The following is an 18,497-nucleotide window of genomic DNA, read 5'->3' as shown; positions in this document are numbered from 1 at the left end:
GGCCGATTCGTATTCCACGTGCGCGGTCGAGATCGTGATGCCGCGCGCCTTCTCTTCCGGCGCCGCGTCGATCGCGTCGTAGGCCTTGAACTCGCCACCAAAACGCTCCGCACCCACCTTGGTCAGCGCGGCGGTCAAGGTGGTCTTGCCGTGGTCGACGTGGCCGATCGTGCCTACGTTCACGTGCGGCTTGGTGCGCTCGAATTTACCCTTGGCCATGACTCGCTTCTCGCTGTTAGGTCGTGTGTTTCGGTGTGAAAGATGGTGCTCACGAAAGGAATCGAACCTTCGACCTCCTCCTTACCAAGGAGGTGCTCTACCGACTGAGCTACGTGAGCAAATTGTTCCAGCGGGTCGGACGTCGCGGCAGCAATGGAGCGGGAGACGGGGATCGAACCCGCACCATCAGCTTGGAAGGCTGAGGTTCTACCATTGAACTACTCCCGCGCCGGACAAAACCTGCTGGGGCACTGCGCCGGAGGCTGGTAAGGCATCCGGGTACTGCAAGTGGCTATAAACGTGTACTGCTCGGGTATCGCTGGTGGAGGGAGGTGGATTCGAACCACCGAAGGCGTAAGCCAGCAGATTTACAGTCTGCCCCCGTTGGCCGCTTGGGTATCCCTCCAAAAGAGCCCGCAATTCTGGCGTCAGCTTCGCCGGAAGTCAACGGGGCGTTTCGTCCCGAGCCCCGGGAAGGCCCAGCCAGCCGACGGCCCTTGCCTTTCCCGAGTCCCCGATCGCATCATCAGTTGTTGAACAGGAAGTGCAGCACGTCGCCTTCCTGCACCACGTACTCCTTGCCCTCCTTGCGCAGGCGACCGGCATCGCGCGCTCCGGACTCGCCCCGGTACTGGATGAAATCGTCGTAGCCAATGGTCTCGGCGCGGATGAAGCCCTTCTCGAAGTCGGTGTGGATCACGCCCGCGGCCTGCGGGGCGGTCGAGCCGCCCTTCACGGTCCAGGCGCGCACCTCCTTCACGCCGGCGGTGAAGTAGGTCTGCAGGCCGAGCAGGGTGTAGGCGGCGCGGATCACCCGGTTCAGACCCGGCTCGTCGAGACCCAGGTCGGCCAGGAACGCATCGCGGTCCACATCCTCAAGCTGGCTCAGCTCCTCCTCGATGGCCGCCGAGACCGGCACCACCTGGGCGCCCTCGCCCACGGCGCGGGCACGCACGGCATCCAGGTGCGGGTTGTCCTCAAATCCGTCCTCGAGCACGTTGGCGACGTACATCACCGGCTTCAGGGTCAGCAGGAACAGGTCGCGCAGCACCAGCCTGTCCTCGTCCGACAGCCCCAGCGCGCGCGCCGGCCTGCCTGAATCCAGGCCGGCGCGGACGCGCCCGAGCACCTCGGCACGCAGCTTGGCCTCCTTGTCGCCGGTCTTGGCCGAACGCTCGGCCCGCTGCAGCGCTTTGTCGACCGAGTCCAGGTCGGCCAGCGCCAACTCGGTATCGATCGTCTCGATGTCGGCGATCGGGTCGATCCGGTTGTTGACGTGGATGACGTCGGGATTCTCGAAGCACCGCACGACGTGGGTGATCGCATCGACCTCGCGGATATGGGCGAGGAACTTGTTGCCCAGGCCTTCGCCACTGGCCGCACCGGCGACCAGCCCGGCGATGTCGACGAACTCGACCGCGGTCGGGATGCACTTCTGCGGGTTGACGATCGCCGCCAGCGCGTTCAGCCGCGGATCCGGCACCGGCACCACGCCGACGTTCGGCTCGATCGTGCAGAAAGGAAAGTTGGCCGCGGCGATGCCGGCCTTGGTCAGCGCATTGAAGAGGGTCGACTTGCCGACGTTGGGCAGGCCGACGATGCCGCACTTAATTCCCATGATGCGCTCCGGTTGCCGCGGGGAGGGGCGTTGCCGCGCCCGCGTACGGTCGGTATCCGGGACCCGGGACTCGGGACTCGGGACTCGTGAAAAGCAGGTGCATGCGCATGGGCTTGGATATCCGATAAGAGAACAGGCTGAATCTCGGGAGCACAACCGAGCGCGAACGGGCTCCTACGAGTCCCGAGTCCCGAGTCCCGAGTCCCGCGGCGTATGCAGGCGCTTCATCGCCTCGCTGGCATCACCGGCCACGAGCAGCGGCAGCACCCCGATGGCGTCATCGATGGCGCGGCGCATCAGCATGTCGTCGTCGCCGCCGGGCCGGCCCAGCACCCAGGGCGTGACCAGGTCCTTGTGACCGGGATGGCCGATGCCGACCCGCAGCCGATGGAACCGGCCGTGGCCCAGCAGCCGCATGGTGTCGCGCAGCCCGTTCTGGCCGCCATGGCCGCCGTCGAACTTGAGACGCGCGGTACCTGGCGCGAGATCGAGCTCGTCGTGCGCCAGCAGTGCCTGTTCGGGCTCGATCTTCCAGTAGCGAAGCGCCGCGGTGACCGACTTGCCCGAGAGATTCATGAAAGTGCCCGGCCTCAACAGCCACACCGGCTCGCCGGCGATCTCGACCTTGCAGGTCTCGCCGAACAGCTTGGCATCCAGGCCGAAGCGGCCGCCCAGCTTGTCGGCCAGGGCGTCCACGAACCAGAACCCGGCGTTGTGCCGAGACCTGGCATATTCGGGCCCGGGATTGCCCAGCCCGACGATGAGGCGCAGCACCGCCATCGGATGCGACAGAGCCCGAGCAAGCCATCACGCCGCCACGCCCGCGCAAGCGGGCGCGGCGACAGGACTGCTTACTCTTCGCCCTTGGCGCCCTCGCCTTCGTCGGCGGCGCCTTCCTCAACGTCGACCCGGCCGTGACGCGCCACCAGCACCGCGACGTCGTGCTCCTTGCCCAGCTTGAGCTCGGGGATCTCCACGCCCTTGGGCAGCTTGATGTCCGACAGGTGCACGGTCTCGCCCAGGCTCAGGTTGGCCAGGTCGATCTCGATGAACTCCGGCAGGTCCTTCGGCAGGCAGCTGACGATGACCTCGTTGTGCTCGTGGGTGATCACCACGTCGGAGGCCTTGCCGGCCGGCGAGGTGTCCTCGTTGAGGAAGTGCAGCGGGACCGCCACGCGAACCGGCTGGTCGGCGCTGACGCGCTGGAAGTCCAGGTGCAGGATCAGCTGCTTGAACGGATGGCGCTGCATGTCACGCAGCAGCACGCTCTCGACCTTGCCGTCGACGTCCAGGTTGAGGATGGACGAGTAGAACCAATCGTTCTTGCTGGCCAGCCAGATTTTCTCGTGGTCGAGCTGGACCGGTTGCGGCTCGGCGGTGCCGCCGTAGACGATGGCCGGGATGCTGGCGGCATGACGCAGGCGGCGGCTCGCACCCTTCCCTGCGACGTTGCGGCCAGTGGCCTTGATGGTGTGTTCGGACATTTCGATTTACTCACTGTTGCTGTGTTAGGCCACATCGCTGCAGCCGGAGAACTCACCCGCGACCAGGAGAGTCTGGATCGGGACCCGGGACTCGGGACCCGAGATTCAATCCACGTACAAGGAACTCACCGACTCGCCAAACGCGATCCGGCGGATCGTCTCGGCCAGCAATTCGGCGACGCTGAGCTGACGGATCCGGTCGCACGCTTTGGCGGCGTCGCTGAGCATGATGGTGTCGGTCACCACAAGCTCGTCGAGCTGTGAGCTGCGGACATTGTCGATCGCCGCGCCCGAGAGCACCGGATGGGTGCAATAGGCCACGACCTTGGTCGCGCCGTGCTCCTTCAACGCAGCCGCCGCGGCGCACAGCGTGCCGGCGGTATCGACGATGTCGTCGACCATCACGCAGGTCTTGCCGGAGACATCGCCGATGATGTTCATCACGGTGGCGACGTTGGCCTTGGGCCGGCGCTTGTCGATGATCGCCAGGTCCGCATCGTCGAGCCGCTTGGCGATCGCGCGGGCGCGCACCACGCCGCCGACATCGGGGCTGACCACGATCAGGTTGTCGGTGCCGTGCGCGCGCCAGATGTCGGCCAGCAGCAGCGGCGAGGCATAGACGTTGTCGACCGGTATATCGAAGAAACCCTGGATCTGGTCGGCGTGCAAATCGATCGTCAACACCCGGTCGCAGCCCACCGCACCGAACATCTTGGCCGCGACCTTGGCGGTGATCGCCACGCGCGAGGAACGCGGGCGACGGTCCTGGCGGGCGTAGCCGAAGTACGGCACCACCGCGGTGACGCTGCTGACCGAGGCGCGCTTGAGCGCGTCCACCAGCACCAGCAGTTCCATGAAATTCTCGGCGGTCGGCGCGTTGGTCGGCTGGATCAGGAAGGCTTCCTGCCGGCGTACGTTCTCCTCGATCTCGACCTGCACCTCGCCGTCGGAGAACTTGCCCACCAGTGCCTTGCCCAGGCGGATGCCCAACTCCTTGCATACCGCTTCGGCAAGGGGGCGGTTGGCATTACCGCTGAACACCAACAGGTTGCGATCGTTTTGCATCTGGGGCCCTTGGAGCTGGAAGTCGGCTGCTGGCGCAGCCTGCAAGAGGAAAGTCGGCGGCTTCGCCGCCTGCAAGTTGAAGCACAACAAGAGCCACTTGCCCTCGCTTCTGCCTTGACTCACAGCCGCGCAGCGGGCGACTTACTTCTTACCGTTTACCGCTTTCGATTTGGCAGGGGCGGTAGGATTCGAACCTACGAATGCCAGGATCAAAACCTGGTGCCTTGGGCCTCTTGGCGACGCCCCTGCAGCGATGTTGCTGGTGGTGGTACTAGGTAAAGCTGGCCTCGACTGCGACGTGCAGCGGCGAACGCGCCGCGCCCGCTGCCAGCCAGACCGCAAGGCCCGGAGGCAGCGCCGCCAGCGCGGCCTCGGCGGATTCGCGCGTGGCGAACTCGACGAAACAGCCGCTGCCGGAACCGGTCAGGTGGGGCGTGCCGACCTGCGCCAGGGCGGCGAACACGGCCTCCACGGCCGGCTCGCGTCGGCGCAGTACCGGCTCGAACGCATTCCCGAGCGGTCCGCCCGAAATGAAGTCGCGCATTGTCGCGGGCGCGGCATCGCGCGTCAATTCAGGCGCCTGGAACAATGCCGCGGTCGGCACGTGCACGCCCGGATCGGCCAGCAGGTACCACGCCGGCGGCAGCTCGACCGGCGTGAGGTGCTCGCCCACGCCCTCGGCCCAGGCATTGTCGCCGCGCACGAACACCGGCACGTCGGCGCCCAACCGCAGGCCCAGCGCGGCAAGCCGGTCCAGGCCCAGACTGGCGCCCCACAACGCATCGAGCGCCACCAGCACTGTCGCGGCGTCGGATGAGCCACCGCCAAAGCCGCCGCCTACCGGAATTCGCTTTTCGACGGCGATGTCCACTCCTTGCGTACCGTTAGCTTCAATTTGCAGGAGTTTCGCCGCGCGCACCGTCAGGTCATCGGCCTCGTCCACGCCGGCGGTCGAGCCGCCGTGGCGCACCACCCGGCCGTCGGTCCGCGGGCGCAGGTGGATCGTGTCGCCCCAGTCGAGCAGGCGGAACACGGTCTGCAGCAGGTGGTAGCCGTCCGCGCGCCGCCCTGGAATGCGCAGGAACAGGTTAAGCTTGGCCGGGGCCGGCCAGCGGGTCCAGTCCGCGGCGGGGGAAATGTCGTTCATAGGGCTCGATTGGTTCATTTACCGCGACGTATTGCTGGGTTGTTCCGTCCACCGCGGAAGCGAACCCGCTTCATGAAGCCAAGCTGATTGCCACCAATGCTGCACCCCGTCCGGGACCCAGCCTTCCGCGGGATCGGGACGCGACGGCGAGGCCTGCGAGATTGTGACCAAGCGCAGCCCGCTGCGCAGCTTGTCCGGAGTCACCTGCTTTGATCCGCCTTTTTTCGCTTTGATTCGCGTCGAAGAGCGCTACGCCCCACCCCACTGATCGATGATCAACTTAACCCGCGCCTCGCCACGGGTGGCGTCCAGCCGCGTCGGCAGCAGGGTGCCATCGGCCGGTGCCACGCCAACGGGCTCCGGCCATTCGAACTCGATGCGCCAGCCGCCCTGCTCGATCCGCCAGGGCAGCCCGCCGGCGCCGTACTCGATCCGCGCGGGCCCCAGCGCCTCGGCACGGGCGCCACGCACCCACTCCGACAGCGCCTGCACCGGAATGTCCCAGCCGGTCGCCTCCAGCAGCAGGAGATGCGCGTCCGCACCTCGGCGCGGGCCACCTTCGATGCCTTCCAGCACCGCGCCGGCGGCATCGCCGGACAGCTGCCAGCCCTGCCGGGTGACCGGCGCGCTCAGCGCGACCCGATAGCGTGGCCCGGCCTGCGACCACTCGATCCGGCCACTGCCGCCCCGGCCCTGGTTGGACACCGCGACCCGGCCGGTCAGCGACCACGCGGCATCCATCCGCAGCGCCTGTTCGCGGGATTGCTGGGCAGCCTCGGCGGCGGCGACCTGGGCCTGGGTGAGGTCCGGACGGACCGGGCGACCGGCACACGCGCTCAGCAGCACCAGCGCCAGCACGGCAAGGGCGATACGCAGGCTCATGCGCCGGTCTTCTCCAGGGCCCGCTGCAAGGCACGGTTGTCGGGATCGAGCTCGCGCGCCTCCTCGAAGTATCGGAGGGCTTCCTCGCGCCGGTCCAGCGCCCACAGCACCTGCGCCAGATGCGCGGCGATTTCGGCGTCCTTCTGCAACGAGAATGCGCGGCGCAGCTCGATCAGCGCCTCGTCCAGGCGGCCCAGCCGATACAGCACCCAGCCGTAGCTGTCGATGATCGCGGCGTTGTCGGGATCGGCGGCACGCGCGCGGTTGATCAGCTCGAGCGCCTCCTGGTAGCGGGTGGTGCGGTCGGCCAGGGTGTAGCCGAGCGCGTTGAGCGCGGCGACGCTGTCAGGTTCGGCTAACAGGATGCGGCGGAAGTCGGCCTCGGCGCGCGCAATGTCGTCGCGGCGCTCGTGGCTCAGCGCGCGCGCATAGAGAATTTCTGGCTCGTCGGGAAATGCGGCCAGGCCTCGCGCAAAGGCGTTCAGTTCGCCGGCGGCGTCGTTGCCCTGCTGCCGCAGGTTCGCCTCCAGCAGGTAGGCGTCGCGACGGGCCACCTCGGGCGCGGCGGCGTCGGACTGGATGTCGCGCAACGCGGCGAACGCTTCCTCGCCCCGCTCCAGTTCGTGCAGCACGTTGGCCGCGCGCAGCCGCGCCGCCCAGCGCTGCGGCCCGCCGGGGACGCCGCGATACCAGTCCAGCGCCTCGTCGAAGCGCTCGAGGAATTCGGCCATCTGGCCGAGCAGCAGGCGCCGCTGCGGGTCGGGCCGGGCGGCGTCGCGACGCAGTTCCCGGTACAGGCCAACCAGTGCGCTGTTGTCGTCCTCGCGCGCGAGCAGCGAGGCGCGAAGGGCGTAGGTCTGATCGTCCTGGGGGCCCCGCGCGAGGGTCTGCTCGGCACGCTGCAGGTCACCGAGCGCATCGTATTCGGCGGCAATCGCCAGCCGCAGGCCGGCGTCTCGGGCGGCCTGCTCCTCCACCAGGGCGAGCGCGGCGCGGGCCTGGTCGGGCTTGTCGGCCTCGCGCAACTGGCTGGCGCGCAGCAGCGCCACGCGCGGCTCGCCCGGGAAGCGCTCGACCACCTCGGCGACGATGCGCTCGGCCAGCACCGGCTGTTCGAGCCGCTGCGCCAGTGCGCCAAAGGTCAGCCAGGCCTCCAACTGCGCCGGGACCGCATTGCGCTCGACCAGGTATTGGAGCAGTTCGGCGGCCTGGTCCGGATCGCGTGCGCCCGCACCCAGGACGCCCAGCGCCTGGCGCCAGCTGTCCTGGTCGGAGGACCGCATCAGCGCCAGCAGGTGGCGCCGTGCCGCGCGATTGTCGCCGCGACGCATCGCCAGGGTGGCCTCGGCGGCCAGCAACGAGGCCCCGCTGCCGCCGTGCTCGCGCCACAAGCCGAGCGCCTGCGCCGCACGCTCATCGTCCCGGGCAAGTAATGCGATACGGGTGGCGCGTTCGGCCAGTCCGATGTCCTGTGCAGCGCGGGCGGCTTCCAGGTACCAGCGCGCGGCGGCGTCGAGGCGGCCGGCCTGCAGCGCGAACTCGCCAGCCAGCAGCGGCTCCAGCGATTGGGTGGTCGCATCGTCCGCGCGCCCGGGCGCCGCGCCGGCCTTCGCCGGGGCAGACTGCACCAGGTCGGCCTGCATCGGGGTCGGGGCGGCATGACCCGGCGATTCCAGCAGGCCGGTCAGCAGCCCGGCAGCGGCGAGGAAAGCAGCGACTGAACGCGGCGTTGCGGGCATCGACTCACCAGATTCGTAGAAAACGACGGCCCCGGTAGAATGGCGCCCTCGGCAGCCGGCAGCTTATCGCAAGCACCTGAACCAGATTCTCCGGAGTCTGCCGTATGGGTCCAGTGAGGCTGGTGAGCCCCGCTGTCCCGTGAGCCCCACATTCCCGTGCACATTCCCGTGAGTCCGCCTGCCCCGTGAGCCTGCTCGTCCTAGGCATCAATCACCAGACCGCGCCGGTCAGCCTGCGCGAGCGGGTGGCGTTCTCGGCCGACGCGGTGCCGGCCGCGCTGGAGGCATTGCGCGCGCTGCCGCAGGTTCAGGAGGTGGCGCTGCTGTCTACCTGCAACCGCACCGAGCTGTACGCGGTGACCGAGGACGACGGCCGTGCGCTGAGCGACTGGCTGGCCATGCACCCGAGCGGCGCAGGTGATCTGCACGCCTACCTGTACCGCCACCGCGACGCCGATGCGGTGCGCCACCTGTTCCGCGTGGCCACCGGCCTGGATTCGCTCGTACTGGGCGAGCCGCAGATCCTGGGCCAGGTCAAGGACGCCTGGTCCAGCGCGCGCGCCGCCGGTAGCCTCGGTGGCCAGCTCGACCGGATGTTCCAGCACGCGTTCTCGACCGCCAAGCGGGCGCGCACCGACACCCGCATCGGCGCCAATCCGGTGTCGGTGGCATCGGCCGCGGTGCGCCTGGCACAGGAATCTTTCGCCCGGATCGAGGACTCCAGCGTGCTGCTGATCGGCGCGGGCGAGACCATCGAACTGGCCGCACGGCACCTGGTGCAGGCCCGGGTCAAGCGCCTGCTGATCGCCAACCGCACGCTGGTCCATGCGCAGGAACTGGCGAGCCGGCACGGCGGGGTCGCGCTGCCGCTGAGCGAGGTCGACCGCCACCTCGACGAGGCCGACATCGTGCTGTCGGCCACCGCCAGCCACGAGCCGGTCCTGCACAAGCCGCAGGTCGCCGCCGCGCTGGCCGCGCGCAAGCACCGCCCGATGCTGCTGCTCGATTTGGCGGTCCCGCGCGACATCGCCAGCAACGTGGCCGAGCTCGACGACGTGTTCCTGTACACGGTCGACGACCTGGAGCGTGCGATCGAGGACAACCGTCACAGCCGCCGCACCGCGGCGATCGAAGCCGAGGCGATCATCGAGCTGCAGGTCGCACGGTTCATGGAGCACTTCGTCGCCAGCACCCGCACCGCGCCGCTCAAGCGCCTGCGTAAGCATGGCGAGGCCGCGCGCACGGAGGTGCTGGCCCGGGCCCGGCAGCAGCTGGCCGCCGGTGAAGCGCCCGAGGAGGTGCTGAGTTTCCTCGCCCATACCCTGACCAACCGCCTGCTGCACGCCCCGACCGTGGCGCTGCGAGACGCCGCGCTGAGCGGCGACGCCGACCTGGCGCGGGCGGCGGACAAGCTGTTCGCAGAAAGCGAAGAAAGAGTGAAGAGGAGTGAGGCAAGAGAGGAAGGAGAGACGTAGGGACGGTCGACGCCACACTGTTTCTCTCTCCTCTCCACTCTCCACTGGTCTTATGACTCCTTCCCTGCGCCGCAAACTCGAAGCGCTCGCCGAACGCCGCGAGGAGCTCGAGCGCCTGCTCGCCGATCCGGGCGTGATCGCCGACAACGCTGCCTTCCGCAAGTTGTCGCGCGAATTTGCCCAGCTCGAGCCGATGGCGAACGCGCTGGCCGACGAAGCCGCGGCCAAGCGCGACCTCGCCGCGGCCGAGGCGATGCGCAACGATGCGGAGATGCGCGAGCTGGCCGAGGAGGAAATCACCGCCGCGACCGCGCGGCTGGAGCAGCTTGACGCCGAGTTGCTAGCCCACCTGATCCCCCGCGACGCCCGCGACGAGGGCGACATCTACCTGGAGGTGCGCGCCGGCACCGGCGGCGACGAGGCCGCGATCTTCGCCGGCGACCTGTTCCGCATGTACGCGCGTTACGCCGAACGGCAGGGCTGGAAGGTCGATGTGGAGTCGGCCAGCCCCGGCGAACACGGCGGTTTCAGGGAGGTCATCGCGCGGGTGGAAGGGCGCGGCGCGTACTCGCGGCTCAAATTCGAGTCCGGCACCCACCGGGTGCAGCGCGTGCCGGAGACCGAATCACAAGGGCGCATCCACACCTCGGCGGCAACGGTCGCGATCATCGCGGTCGAACCCGAGGGCGAGCCGATCGAGCTCAATGCCACCGACCTCCGGGTCGATACGTTCCGCTCCTCCGGCGCCGGCGGCCAGCACGTCAACAAGACCGACTCGGCGATCCGCATCACCCACATCCCCAGCGGGGTGGTGGTCGAGAGCCAGACCGAGCGCAGCCAGCATGCCAACCGCGACAAGGCGATGAAGCGGCTCGCGGCGATGCTGACCGATGCGCAGGCCGCCAAGGCCGCGGCGGCGCAGGCGCAGGACCGCAAGCTGCAGGTCGGCAGCGGCGACCGCAGCCAGCGCATCCGCACCTACAACTTCCCGCAGGGCCGCATCACCGACCATCGGGTCGACGGCCTGACCCTGTACGACCTGCCCAACGTACTGACCGGCGATCTCGATGCACTGATCGGGCGCCTGCAACAGGAGCATCAGGCCGACGAGCTGGCGCGCCTCACCGACGGCGCCTGACCGGTTTTTGTGTAGGAGCGACGTGAGTCGCGACAACGCCAATGACCGAATTTGCGTTACCGCGACTCACGTCGCTCCTACAGAACCCTCGTCGCCCCCTTCGGCAGATGTGCACGCCCGGGTAAGCTCACCGCATGCACACCCAGATCCGCCGCGCCGATACCGGCGACCTCGACACCCTCGCCCCACTGTTCGACGCCTACCGCCGCTTCTACGGCCAAGCCGCCGACCTGCCGCGTGCCCGCGCCTGGCTGTGCGAACGGATGCGGCAGCACGAGTCGGTCGTGCTGCTGGCCGAGCGCGACGACACTGCAGCCGGCTTCGTCCAGCTGTATCCGATGTTTTCCTCGGTGCACACCGCACGCCTGTGGATCCTCAACGACCTCTACGTCGTTGAGCCTGCGCGCCGCAGCGGGGTCGCGCGGACGCTGCTCGACGCCGCCGCGCAGTTCGCGCGCGCCGACGGCGCAGTGCGGATCACGCTGGAGACTGGCCGCGACAATGCCGCCGCGCGTGCGCTCTACCGTGCAGTCGGCTGGCACGAGGACCAGAGCCAGTGGTACGGGCTGGACCTGCTTGATCCGGGCGACGGAGGCGCCGCGCGATGACGCCGGCCGACCCGCGCACCGAAGCACGCCGCACGATCGGCTTCTGTGCATAAAGTGCGCTTTGCATTGATCCGCCATTTTTCGCTTTGATCCGTGTCGAATGCTCTTGCCGTCAAGATCGCGGCTGAAGCCGCTCCTACCGATCGGCGGTGCGCGACCCGGTCATCGCGCCCTACACTTACGGCATGAACGCCGACACCGATTTCATTCCGCTTGCCCTGTGCGTGCTGACCGTCTCCGACAGCCGCAGCGCCGACAACGACACCAGCGGTGACTACCTGGTCCAGGCGCTGGGCGACGCCGGTCACCGCCTTGCCGACCGCGCGTTGCTGCGCGACGACCGTTACCAGCTTCGCGCGAAGGTGTCGCAATGGATCGCCGATGAGACCATCGACGGGGTGCTGGTCACCGGCGGCACCGGCTTCACCGGTCGCGACTCCACCCCCGAGGCGCTGCTGCCGCTGCTCGACAAGGAAATGCCCGGCTTTGGCGAACTGTTCCGCGCGATCAGCTTCGAGGAGATCGGCACGTCCACCTTGCAGTCGCGCGCGTTGGCCGGGCTGGCCAACGGCACCTTCGTGTTCTGCCTGCCGGGCTCGACCTCGGCCTGCCGCACCGCCTGGGAGAAGATCATCCGCGCCCAGCTCGACGCGCGGACCCGGCCCTGCAACCTCGCCAGCTTGCGGCCGCGCCTGCGCGAACCTTGAGCCGCCGATCCGAGCGGCGGGCAAGCCGATTCGCACATTTTATTCTGTCGGGGCGTAACCCTGGCCGGCCTCGAACGAATGCTTCTGATACGGGAGGCGGCAACGCCTGCCGTCGCTGACGGACCGACCGGTCCGCCTCGACCCCATCCTCAGGAGAATTCCATGTCCCGCATCCACGTCGCCGTCCCCGCCCTCGCCCTTGCCGCCGCACTTGGCGCCGCGCTCGCCACCGCACCGGCCGAAGCAGCCGATAAGCCGGCCGCGAAGGAAAAGTGCTACGGGATCGCGATGGCCGGCAAGAACGATTGCGCCGCCGGCCCCGGCACCACCTGCTCGGGCAGCTCGCGCAGCGACCACCAGGCCAACGCGTGGAAATACGTGCCGGCCGGCACCTGCGAGCAGACCACATCGAAGACCTCGCCGACCGGCCATGGGCAGCTGGCCGCGTTCACCGCCAAGAAGCCGGATCGCACGTAAGCGCGGCCGCCGCGTTCCGGAGCCTGCGACATGACGGCGTGCCCGCCCCTCCCCCGCATGCGCGCCGCGCCTGTCGCACCGCTTCCGGCGCGCGCCGGTCTCGGCTTCAAACCGCAGCATCTGGACGAGCTGCTGGCCGATGACGACCCCCCGGCATTCGTCGAGGTGCACGCGGAGAACTACATGGGCGCGGGCGGCGCCGCGCATGTCTGGCTCGACGAGATTCGACAGCACATGCCGCTGTCGCTGCACGGCGTCGGCCTCTCGATCGGCGCCGAAGCGCCGTTGGACGAGACGCACCTGGACCGGCTGGCGCGGCTGATCGAGCGCCACCGCCCGCAGGTGTTCTCCGAGCACCTGGCCTGGTCGACCCATGACGGCCGCTTCCTCAGCGACCTGTTGCCGCTGCGCTACGACCTCGACACGCTCGACCGCGTCTGCCGGCACGTCGACCGCGTGCAGGAGCGGCTCGGCCTGCGCATGCTGCTGGAGAACCCGAGCACGTATTTCGAGTTCGCCGCGAGCACCATCGACGAAGCCGAGTTCATTGCCCGCGTCGTGCAGCGCACCGGCTGCGGGCTGCTGCTCGATGTGAACAACGTCTACGTGTCCTGCCACAATGCGTCCTGCCAAAGCCGTCGCCGCGATCCGCTCGCCTACATCGCGGCGCTGCCGCTGGGCGCGGTCGGCGAGATCCACCTGGCCGGCCATGCCGAAGAACGCGTGGACGAACACGACCTGCTGCTGATCGACCGGCACGGCGCGCCGGTCGCGGCCGCGGTGTGGACGCTGTACGCACAGGTGCTGCGGCAGACCGGACCGGTGCCGACGCTGATCGAATGGGACCACGATGTACCGGCGTATGCGCGCCTGCGCGCCGAGGCGCGGCAGGCCGATCGCGCGCTCGCCGCGGCCGGCTCGGCCCTCACCGAGCGTGCGGCATGAACAACCCGCAGCGCGCGTTCGCCGCCGCTTTGCTGGATCCGCAGCCGCTCGTGCCGCCCGGGCTGCGCGTGGCCGAAGGGGTCGATGCGGCACGGCGCTTCGCGGTGCATCGCAACAACATTTCGAGTGCGCTTACCGACGCACTGGCGGCTGGATTTCCGGTCACGCGGGCGCTGGTCGGCGAGGCGTTTTTTCGCGCGATGGCACGCGCACGCATCGTGCGCGACCCGCCGCGTTCGCCGGTGCTCGGCGAGTACGGCGCCGGCTTCGCCGAATTCATCGAAGGCTTCGCGCCGGCCGCATCGGTGCCGTACCTGGCCGACATCGCCCGACTCGAATGCCTGCGGGTACAGGCGTTCCATGCCGCCGATGCGACTGCACTCGACAGCAACGCATTTGCCGCGCTCCTCGCCGATCCGGCCCGGCTCACCGCCACCCGCCTGCGTCTGCACCCGGCGGCCCGCTGGCTGTGCTCGCCGCATGCGGTCCGGTCGATCTGGAACGCACACCAGCACCTCGAAGACACGGCTGACGCCGATCTATCCGTCCTCGACCCGACCCGCGCCGAAGCCGTGCTGGTCGCGCGCCCGCAGCTGCGGGTCGTCACCGTCCCGCTGCCGCCCGGCGGCGCCGATCTGCTCGATGCGCTGTCGACCGGACATACGCTCGGCGATGCGGCGGCGGCCGCATCCACCCGCCACCCCACGGCGCAGCTCTCGACACTGCTGGCGCTGATCGTCGAGTACGGCCTCGCGATCGCACTCGACCCTCCACTGGAGCACTGACATGCACGCCATTGATCCTGCCACCGAGCCGCACCACGGCCGTTCTGGCCGCAGTGCCCAGGCGGTCACGCGTTTGACCACGCTGTTCGCACGCATCCCGCAAGACGCGATCGCATTGCTGGCGCGCCTGTCGCTTGCGCTGACGTTCTGGGTGTCGGGGCAGACCAAGATCGAAGGCCTGGTGCTGGACCCGATCGGCGGCCGCGTCGAACTCGGCCTGCCGCGCCTGTCCGAGAACGCGCTGGAACTGTTCCGCAACGAATACGCCCTGCCGCTGATTGCGCCGGAGCCTGCCGCCTACCTCGCTGCGACCGCCGAGCACCTGCTGCCGGCGCTGTTGCTGCTGGGCCTGGCGACGCGCCTGTCGGCGTTCGGGCTGCTGCTGATGACGCTGGTGATCCAGTTCTTCGTCTACCCGAGCGCCTACCCGACCCACGCACTGTGGGCGGCGCTGATGCTGTACCTGATGGCGCGGGGTCCGGGCGCAATGTCGCTGGATGCGCTCATCGCCGGTCGAAGCAAGCGCTGAGCGCGCTTGGCAGGCAGCAGGAGCCCGCGCATCATGGCCGAAGTCCTTCCTTTCGCACGGACCGAACCGGCCGCGCCAATGCACTCCGAACCCACGCAGGCGGTTACGTCCGACCGCGACGCTGCGCAATCCGGCGCCGACGCGTGGGGTGAACTGATGCTGCAGGCCCAGGACGGCGACCGCAGCGCTTACCGCGCGCTGCTGCTGAGCGTCACGCCGTATCTGCGCGCAATTGCCCACCGCTACCTCGGACGCGGCGACGATGCCGACGACGCGCTGCAGGACATCCTGCTGATCGTGCACGGCATCCGCCATACCTACGAGCTCGGGCGGCCGTTCAAACCGTGGCTCGCCACGATCGCTAGTCGCCGCTGCATTGACCTGTTGCGGCGGCGAACGCAGCGCCTGCGTCACGAGGTCGAAAGCAGCGATGGCTTGCTACCGGAGCCCGCCGATCGCATGCATGGGCCCGACGAGGCGGTTTCGGGCCAGCACACCGCCCAAACCCTGCGACAGGCCGTCGATGCGCTGCCGGCGCGGCAGCGCGAGGCGGTGCGCCTGCTGCGGCTAGACGAGCTGTCGCTGAACGAGGCGGTCGAACGCACCGAACAGAGCATCGGCTCGCTGAAGGTCGCCTGCCACCGCGCATTGAAATCGCTCCGGCGCACGCTGGAACCAAGAGACCGACCTTATGAATGACGCCGACCGATTGATCCAACAGCTCGCCGCGCGCGCGGCGCCCGTCCGGCGCCTGGCCCCTCCGCTGCGGCGCACGCTGCTGTGGCTCGCGCTGGCGGTTACGATCATCGCCGTCGTGATCGCCAGCCACGGCCCACGCCCGGACCTGACCCAGGCGCTGGCCGGAGGTGCCTCCGCAACCCAATGGCTCGCGAGCCTGTTGACCGGAGCACTGGCCGCGTACGCCGTGTTCCAGATCAGCGTGCCCGGCCGCTCGCCGTCATGGACGTGGCTGCCGTTGCCGGCGTCGATGCTGTGGCTGCTCGGGTTGGGCTGGGGTTGCATGCGCGACTTTGCCCGGTTCGGCGGCGATGCCTTCGCGTTCGATGCCGCCAGCGCGGAATGCGCGTGGACGATCACGCTGGTGAGCCTGCCGCTGGGTCTGACACTGCTGCTGATGGTGCGGCATGCCGGGGCGGTGCGTCCGGCGCCAACCGCGTTGCTCGCGGCCCTCAGCGCCGCCGCGCTCTCGGCCGCGGCGGTCAGCCTCATCCACGAAGGCGAGACCGCGCTGATGGTGCTGCTGTGGCACGCCGGTGCGGTCGTGCTGCTGTCGCTGCTGAGCTGGGCGTTCGGCCGGCAACTGTTCGGCTGGATCGGTTATGCGCGGCGCGAGGGTTGATCCTGATCGTTCAGCAGAGGTCCGAACCCGCTCAGAGTCGCCCAGGAAAGTTCTGAATCATTAGCGGACCCCAAACTCGGCACCAGCCTCATTCGGATGGGCCGCACTGCGCTCGACGCGCTCGACCTGCGCGCGCGGCGGCCCATGTCGCAGCCATTCGGCGAGCTCGTCGATGCCGGCCGTGTCGCCGACCGCAAGCACTTCGACGCGGCCGTCGGCGAGGTTCTTCGCGTAACCGCGTAGGCCCAGCGCCTGCGCCTGCTCGCAGGTCGAGGCGCGGAACCAGACCCCTTGGACCGTGCCGCTGATGTGAAAGCGCGCTGCCTTCAAGTCGCCTCCGTTGTCGCCGCCGGCCCACCGGCCGCGGCGATCGCCGCCTCTATATCGTGGGCGGTGACCGGGCCGAGGAACTTCCCGGCGACGCGGCCGTCGGGTGCGATCAGATAGGTCATCGGCAGCCCGCGCGGGGTCGCGAAGTCCGCCGGCGGCGCATAGGTGTCGACGATCGCGACCGGGTAGACCACCGGATGCTCGTCGAGGAACTCGCGCATGGCCGCCGGGTCGATCTCCTCGTAGGCCAGGCCGATCACCTCAATGTGCTCGTGCATCGCATCCAGCGCCGACAGCTCCGGCATTTCCTTGAGGCACGGCGCGCACCAGGTCGCCCAGAAGTTCACCACCACCCACTGGCCGCGACGCGCGGCGAGATCGTACTGCTCGCCCGCCAGCGTGGCGACCTGCAGCGACGGGATGGCCGGTTCGCTCGATTCCGGCATCGGCGCCTCGGCCACGGCCGGCTCCGGCGCGGTCGATGCCGGGGCGGGCCCGGGCGTGTCGCTGCCCGGGTCGCAGGCAGCCAGCCCGCCGCCGATCAGCAGTGCGGCCAGCAACATGGTCAGGGGTCTTGGCATCGAGTCAGTCCTCGTGTTCGGCGTGGATCGAAGCCACGCGTCGTTTGAGCAGGTTGCGCAGCGGGATGCGCAGTCCGTCCAGCGCCTCTATCGCCGATTTTCCCAGCGCATCGTCGCGGCACGGAAGGTGCGCCTCGGCGATCGGGATGCGCAGCTGGCACGCTTCATAAAGCTCGCCCAGGGTGAGCTCGTCAAGATCGCGTGCCAGCAGCCACTCGCCGTCCTCGGCGCGGCGGACCACGTTGATCTCGAGCAGTTGCGCGAGCATCTCCTGCACCAGGGTATCGGTCAGGATCGGCTCGAGCTGCTGGATGCGGTCGGTGTGCAGGCCGTGGCCATGCCTGCGCGCCTCGGTGAAACGCGCGAGCAGCCGCAGCAGCCCGTACATCTCGTAGCCGTCCGGCAGGCGCAGCGCCGCAGGCTGGTAGCGGAAGGCCGAAACCGATGCGGCCAGCGAGGCGCCCAGCAGCACCGCCACCCAGCTCAGGAAGATCCACAGCAGGAAGATCGGCACGAACGCAAGCGTGCCGTAGATGCGCGAGTACTGGCCGAACGTCCCCAGGTACAGGCCGATACCCCACTTGACCAGCTCGAACAGCAGCATCGCCAGCAGCGCGCCGGCCAGCGCGTGGCGCCACTTGATCGTGCGGTGCGGCACCACCCGGTAGATCGCCGCGAACGCAAGCAGCTCCAGCGCCATCGGCGCCAGCCGCAGCATGGTCGATTCCAGCAGGTGTCCGGCCTGCGTGTCGAACACCGACATCGCGAAGAAACGCGCCGACAGCGCCAGGCTCGCCGCGGCCATGAATGCACCCAGCGTCAGCACCGTCCAGTACACCAGGAACCGGCCCAGCTGCGGCCGCGCCGCGCGCACCCGCCAGATCCGGTTGAAGGTGGTCTCCACCCCGTGCAGCGTGATCAGCAGCGACACCAACAGCGCCACCACGCCGGCGCTGGTGAGCTGCCCGGCGTTGGCCGAAAACTGGCGCAGGTAGTCCTCCACCGACCGCGCCGCGTTGGGCACGAAGTTCGAGAAGATGTAGTCGCTGAGCTGGTCGCTCCACTCGGAGAACACCGGAAACGCCGAGAGCACGCCGAACACCACCATCGACAGCGGCACCAATGCGAACACGGTGGTGAACGAAAGCGCGCCGGCAGCCTGGAACAGGTTGTCGTCGAGCACGCGCCTGCCCAGGAACCGGAAGAAAGCGCCTGCGCGCGCACGATCGCCGACGCGATCGCCCAGGCGCTGCAGTGAGTCCAGTGGTGCCATCGTCGCGAGATTAACCGATGGCGCGTTGCGGGGGCGACACGGGTCGCCGCCCGCGACCCGCACCCGATCGTGCGATCGCGACCCACCTCGCTCCTACGCGCGTGTACGCGGGCGGCGCCGACGCCACGCGATCCT

Annotated in this window: 21 protein-coding genes and 4 tRNA genes; 10 read left to right on the top strand and 15 right to left on the bottom strand. The window is 68.9% G+C overall.

Annotated features, from left to right (window positions below; all coding sequences use genetic code 11):
* The 12 genes from ACJQWM_RS05570 to ACJQWM_RS05515 form a co-directional block, all read right to left on the bottom strand.
* Window positions 1–219 (bottom strand): GTP-binding protein (locus ACJQWM_RS05570; RefSeq protein WP_411306710.1); only part of this gene is annotated, 219 nt, incomplete at its 3' end.
* 43 nt (window positions 220–262) lie between these two features.
* Window positions 263–338: transfer RNA gene (locus ACJQWM_RS05565), tRNA-Thr, on the bottom strand.
* 35 nt (window positions 339–373) lie between these two features.
* Window positions 374–447 (bottom strand) — tRNA-Gly (locus ACJQWM_RS05560).
* A 92-nt stretch (window positions 448–539) separates the two neighbouring features.
* Window positions 540–625: transfer RNA gene (locus tag ACJQWM_RS05555), tRNA-Tyr, on the bottom strand.
* 120 nt (window positions 626–745) lie between these two features.
* The gene (ychF, locus tag ACJQWM_RS05550; RefSeq protein WP_332702418.1) at window positions 746–1,837 is read right to left on the bottom strand and encodes a redox-regulated ATPase YchF; all 1,092 of its coding nucleotides are present in this window, start codon (window positions 1,835–1,837) and stop codon (window positions 746–748) included.
* Window positions 1,838–2,011: 174 nt separating this feature from the next.
* The gene (pth, locus tag ACJQWM_RS05545) at window positions 2,012–2,617 is read right to left on the bottom strand and encodes an aminoacyl-tRNA hydrolase (RefSeq protein ID WP_332702420.1); all 606 of its coding nucleotides are present in this window, start codon (window positions 2,615–2,617) and stop codon (window positions 2,012–2,014) included.
* Between the two features lie 71 nt (window positions 2,618–2,688).
* Window positions 2,689–3,321 carry a 50S ribosomal protein L25/general stress protein Ctc gene (locus ACJQWM_RS05540; protein ID WP_332702423.1) on the bottom strand — a complete coding sequence of 211 codons (633 nt, stop codon included), beginning with the start codon at window positions 3,319–3,321 and terminating at the stop codon, window positions 2,689–2,691.
* Window positions 3,322–3,426: 105 nt separating this feature from the next.
* A complete protein-coding gene (locus ACJQWM_RS05535; RefSeq protein ID WP_332702425.1) occupies window positions 3,427–4,386 on the bottom strand; it encodes a ribose-phosphate diphosphokinase in 960 nt (319 codons plus the stop codon).
* Window positions 4,387–4,556: 170 nt separating this feature from the next.
* A tRNA-Gln gene (locus tag ACJQWM_RS05530) sits at window positions 4,557–4,633 on the bottom strand.
* 24 nt (window positions 4,634–4,657) lie between these two features.
* The gene (gene ispE / locus ACJQWM_RS05525) at window positions 4,658–5,533 is read right to left on the bottom strand and encodes a 4-(cytidine 5'-diphospho)-2-C-methyl-D-erythritol kinase (RefSeq protein ID WP_411306709.1); all 876 of its coding nucleotides are present in this window, start codon (window positions 5,531–5,533) and stop codon (window positions 4,658–4,660) included.
* Window positions 5,534–5,782: 249 nt separating this feature from the next.
* Complete coding sequence (lolB, locus tag ACJQWM_RS05520; protein WP_332702429.1) at window positions 5,783–6,415, bottom strand: lipoprotein insertase outer membrane protein LolB; 633 nt, start codon at window positions 6,413–6,415, stop codon at window positions 5,783–5,785.
* On the bottom strand, window positions 6,412–8,058 hold the full coding sequence (locus ACJQWM_RS05515; RefSeq protein WP_332702571.1) for a tetratricopeptide repeat protein: 1,647 nt from the start codon (window positions 8,056–8,058) through the stop codon (window positions 6,412–6,414). Before ACJQWM_RS05515 ends, lolB begins: the two co-directional genes overlap by 4 nt.
* Before the next feature lie 281 nt (window positions 8,059–8,339).
* Here ACJQWM_RS05515 and hemA point away from each other — a divergent pair, with 281 nt between their 5' ends.
* From hemA to ACJQWM_RS05465, 10 genes are all read left to right on the top strand, one after another.
* Window positions 8,340–9,629: a glutamyl-tRNA reductase gene (gene hemA / locus ACJQWM_RS05510; RefSeq protein ID WP_332702431.1), complete on the top strand. Its 1,290-nt coding sequence runs from the start codon at window positions 8,340–8,342 to the stop codon at window positions 9,627–9,629.
* A gap of 52 nt (window positions 9,630–9,681) precedes the next feature.
* Entirely contained in the window at window positions 9,682–10,767 is a 1,086-nt protein-coding gene (gene prfA, locus ACJQWM_RS05505) for a peptide chain release factor 1 (protein ID WP_332702433.1), read from the top strand.
* A 134-nt stretch (window positions 10,768–10,901) separates the two neighbouring features.
* Window positions 10,902–11,375 (top strand): GNAT family N-acetyltransferase, encoded by a 474-nt coding sequence (locus tag ACJQWM_RS05500; RefSeq protein ID WP_332702436.1) that lies wholly within the window; start codon window positions 10,902–10,904, stop codon window positions 11,373–11,375.
* A 185-nt stretch (window positions 11,376–11,560) separates the two neighbouring features.
* Window positions 11,561–12,082 carry a molybdenum cofactor biosynthesis protein B gene (moaB, locus tag ACJQWM_RS05495; protein WP_332702438.1) on the top strand — a complete coding sequence of 174 codons (522 nt, stop codon included), beginning with the start codon at window positions 11,561–11,563 and terminating at the stop codon, window positions 12,080–12,082.
* Window positions 12,083–12,244: 162 nt separating this feature from the next.
* Window positions 12,245–12,559, top strand: a complete 315-nt coding sequence (locus ACJQWM_RS05490) for a BufA1 family periplasmic bufferin-type metallophore (RefSeq protein ID WP_332702440.1) — start codon at window positions 12,245–12,247, stop codon at window positions 12,557–12,559.
* 57 nt (window positions 12,560–12,616) lie between these two features.
* Window positions 12,617–13,504: an MNIO family bufferin maturase gene (gene bufB / locus ACJQWM_RS05485; protein ID WP_332702442.1), complete on the top strand. Its 888-nt coding sequence runs from the start codon at window positions 12,617–12,619 to the stop codon at window positions 13,502–13,504.
* Window positions 13,501–14,289 (top strand): HvfC/BufC family peptide modification chaperone, encoded by a 789-nt coding sequence (locus ACJQWM_RS05480; RefSeq protein WP_332702444.1) that lies wholly within the window; start codon window positions 13,501–13,503, stop codon window positions 14,287–14,289. Before bufB ends, ACJQWM_RS05480 begins: the two co-directional genes overlap by 4 nt.
* Window position 14,290: 1 nt before the next feature.
* Window positions 14,291–14,818, top strand: a complete 528-nt coding sequence (locus ACJQWM_RS05475) for a DoxX family protein (protein ID WP_332702446.1) — start codon at window positions 14,291–14,293, stop codon at window positions 14,816–14,818.
* Window positions 14,819–14,851: 33 nt separating this feature from the next.
* Window positions 14,852–15,517 carry an RNA polymerase sigma factor gene (locus tag ACJQWM_RS05470; protein WP_411306708.1) on the top strand — a complete coding sequence of 222 codons (666 nt, stop codon included), beginning with the start codon at window positions 14,852–14,854 and terminating at the stop codon, window positions 15,515–15,517.
* On the top strand, window positions 15,510–16,178 hold the full coding sequence (locus tag ACJQWM_RS05465) for an NrsF family protein (RefSeq protein WP_332702450.1): 669 nt from the start codon (window positions 15,510–15,512) through the stop codon (window positions 16,176–16,178). The genes ACJQWM_RS05470 and ACJQWM_RS05465 overlap by 8 nt, the downstream gene beginning before the upstream one ends.
* Before the next feature lie 60 nt (window positions 16,179–16,238).
* Here ACJQWM_RS05465 and ACJQWM_RS05460 read toward each other — a convergent pair whose 3' ends face one another.
* The 3 genes from ACJQWM_RS05460 to ACJQWM_RS05450 are packed head-to-tail and all read right to left on the bottom strand — an operon-like array spanning window position 16,239 to window position 18,362.
* Window positions 16,239–16,508: an acylphosphatase gene (locus ACJQWM_RS05460; protein WP_332702452.1), complete on the bottom strand. Its 270-nt coding sequence runs from the start codon at window positions 16,506–16,508 to the stop codon at window positions 16,239–16,241.
* Window positions 16,505–17,089, bottom strand: coding sequence for a TlpA family protein disulfide reductase (locus ACJQWM_RS05455; RefSeq protein WP_332702454.1), 585 nt, complete (start codon window positions 17,087–17,089; stop codon window positions 16,505–16,507). Before ACJQWM_RS05455 ends, ACJQWM_RS05460 begins: the two co-directional genes overlap by 4 nt.
* Before the next feature lie 4 nt (window positions 17,090–17,093).
* A complete protein-coding gene (locus tag ACJQWM_RS05450) occupies window positions 17,094–18,362 on the bottom strand; it encodes a YihY family inner membrane protein (protein ID WP_332702456.1) in 1,269 nt (422 codons plus the stop codon).
* Window positions 18,363–18,497 lie beyond the last annotated feature (135 nt).

Source organism: Novilysobacter longmucuonensis (assembly GCF_046600735.1).
GTDB classification, from domain to species: domain Bacteria; phylum Pseudomonadota; class Gammaproteobacteria; order Xanthomonadales; family Xanthomonadaceae; genus Novilysobacter_A; species Novilysobacter_A longmucuonensis.
The sequence above is the reverse complement of the archived record's forward strand: the minus strand, read 5'-3'. Positions and strand labels throughout refer to the sequence as shown.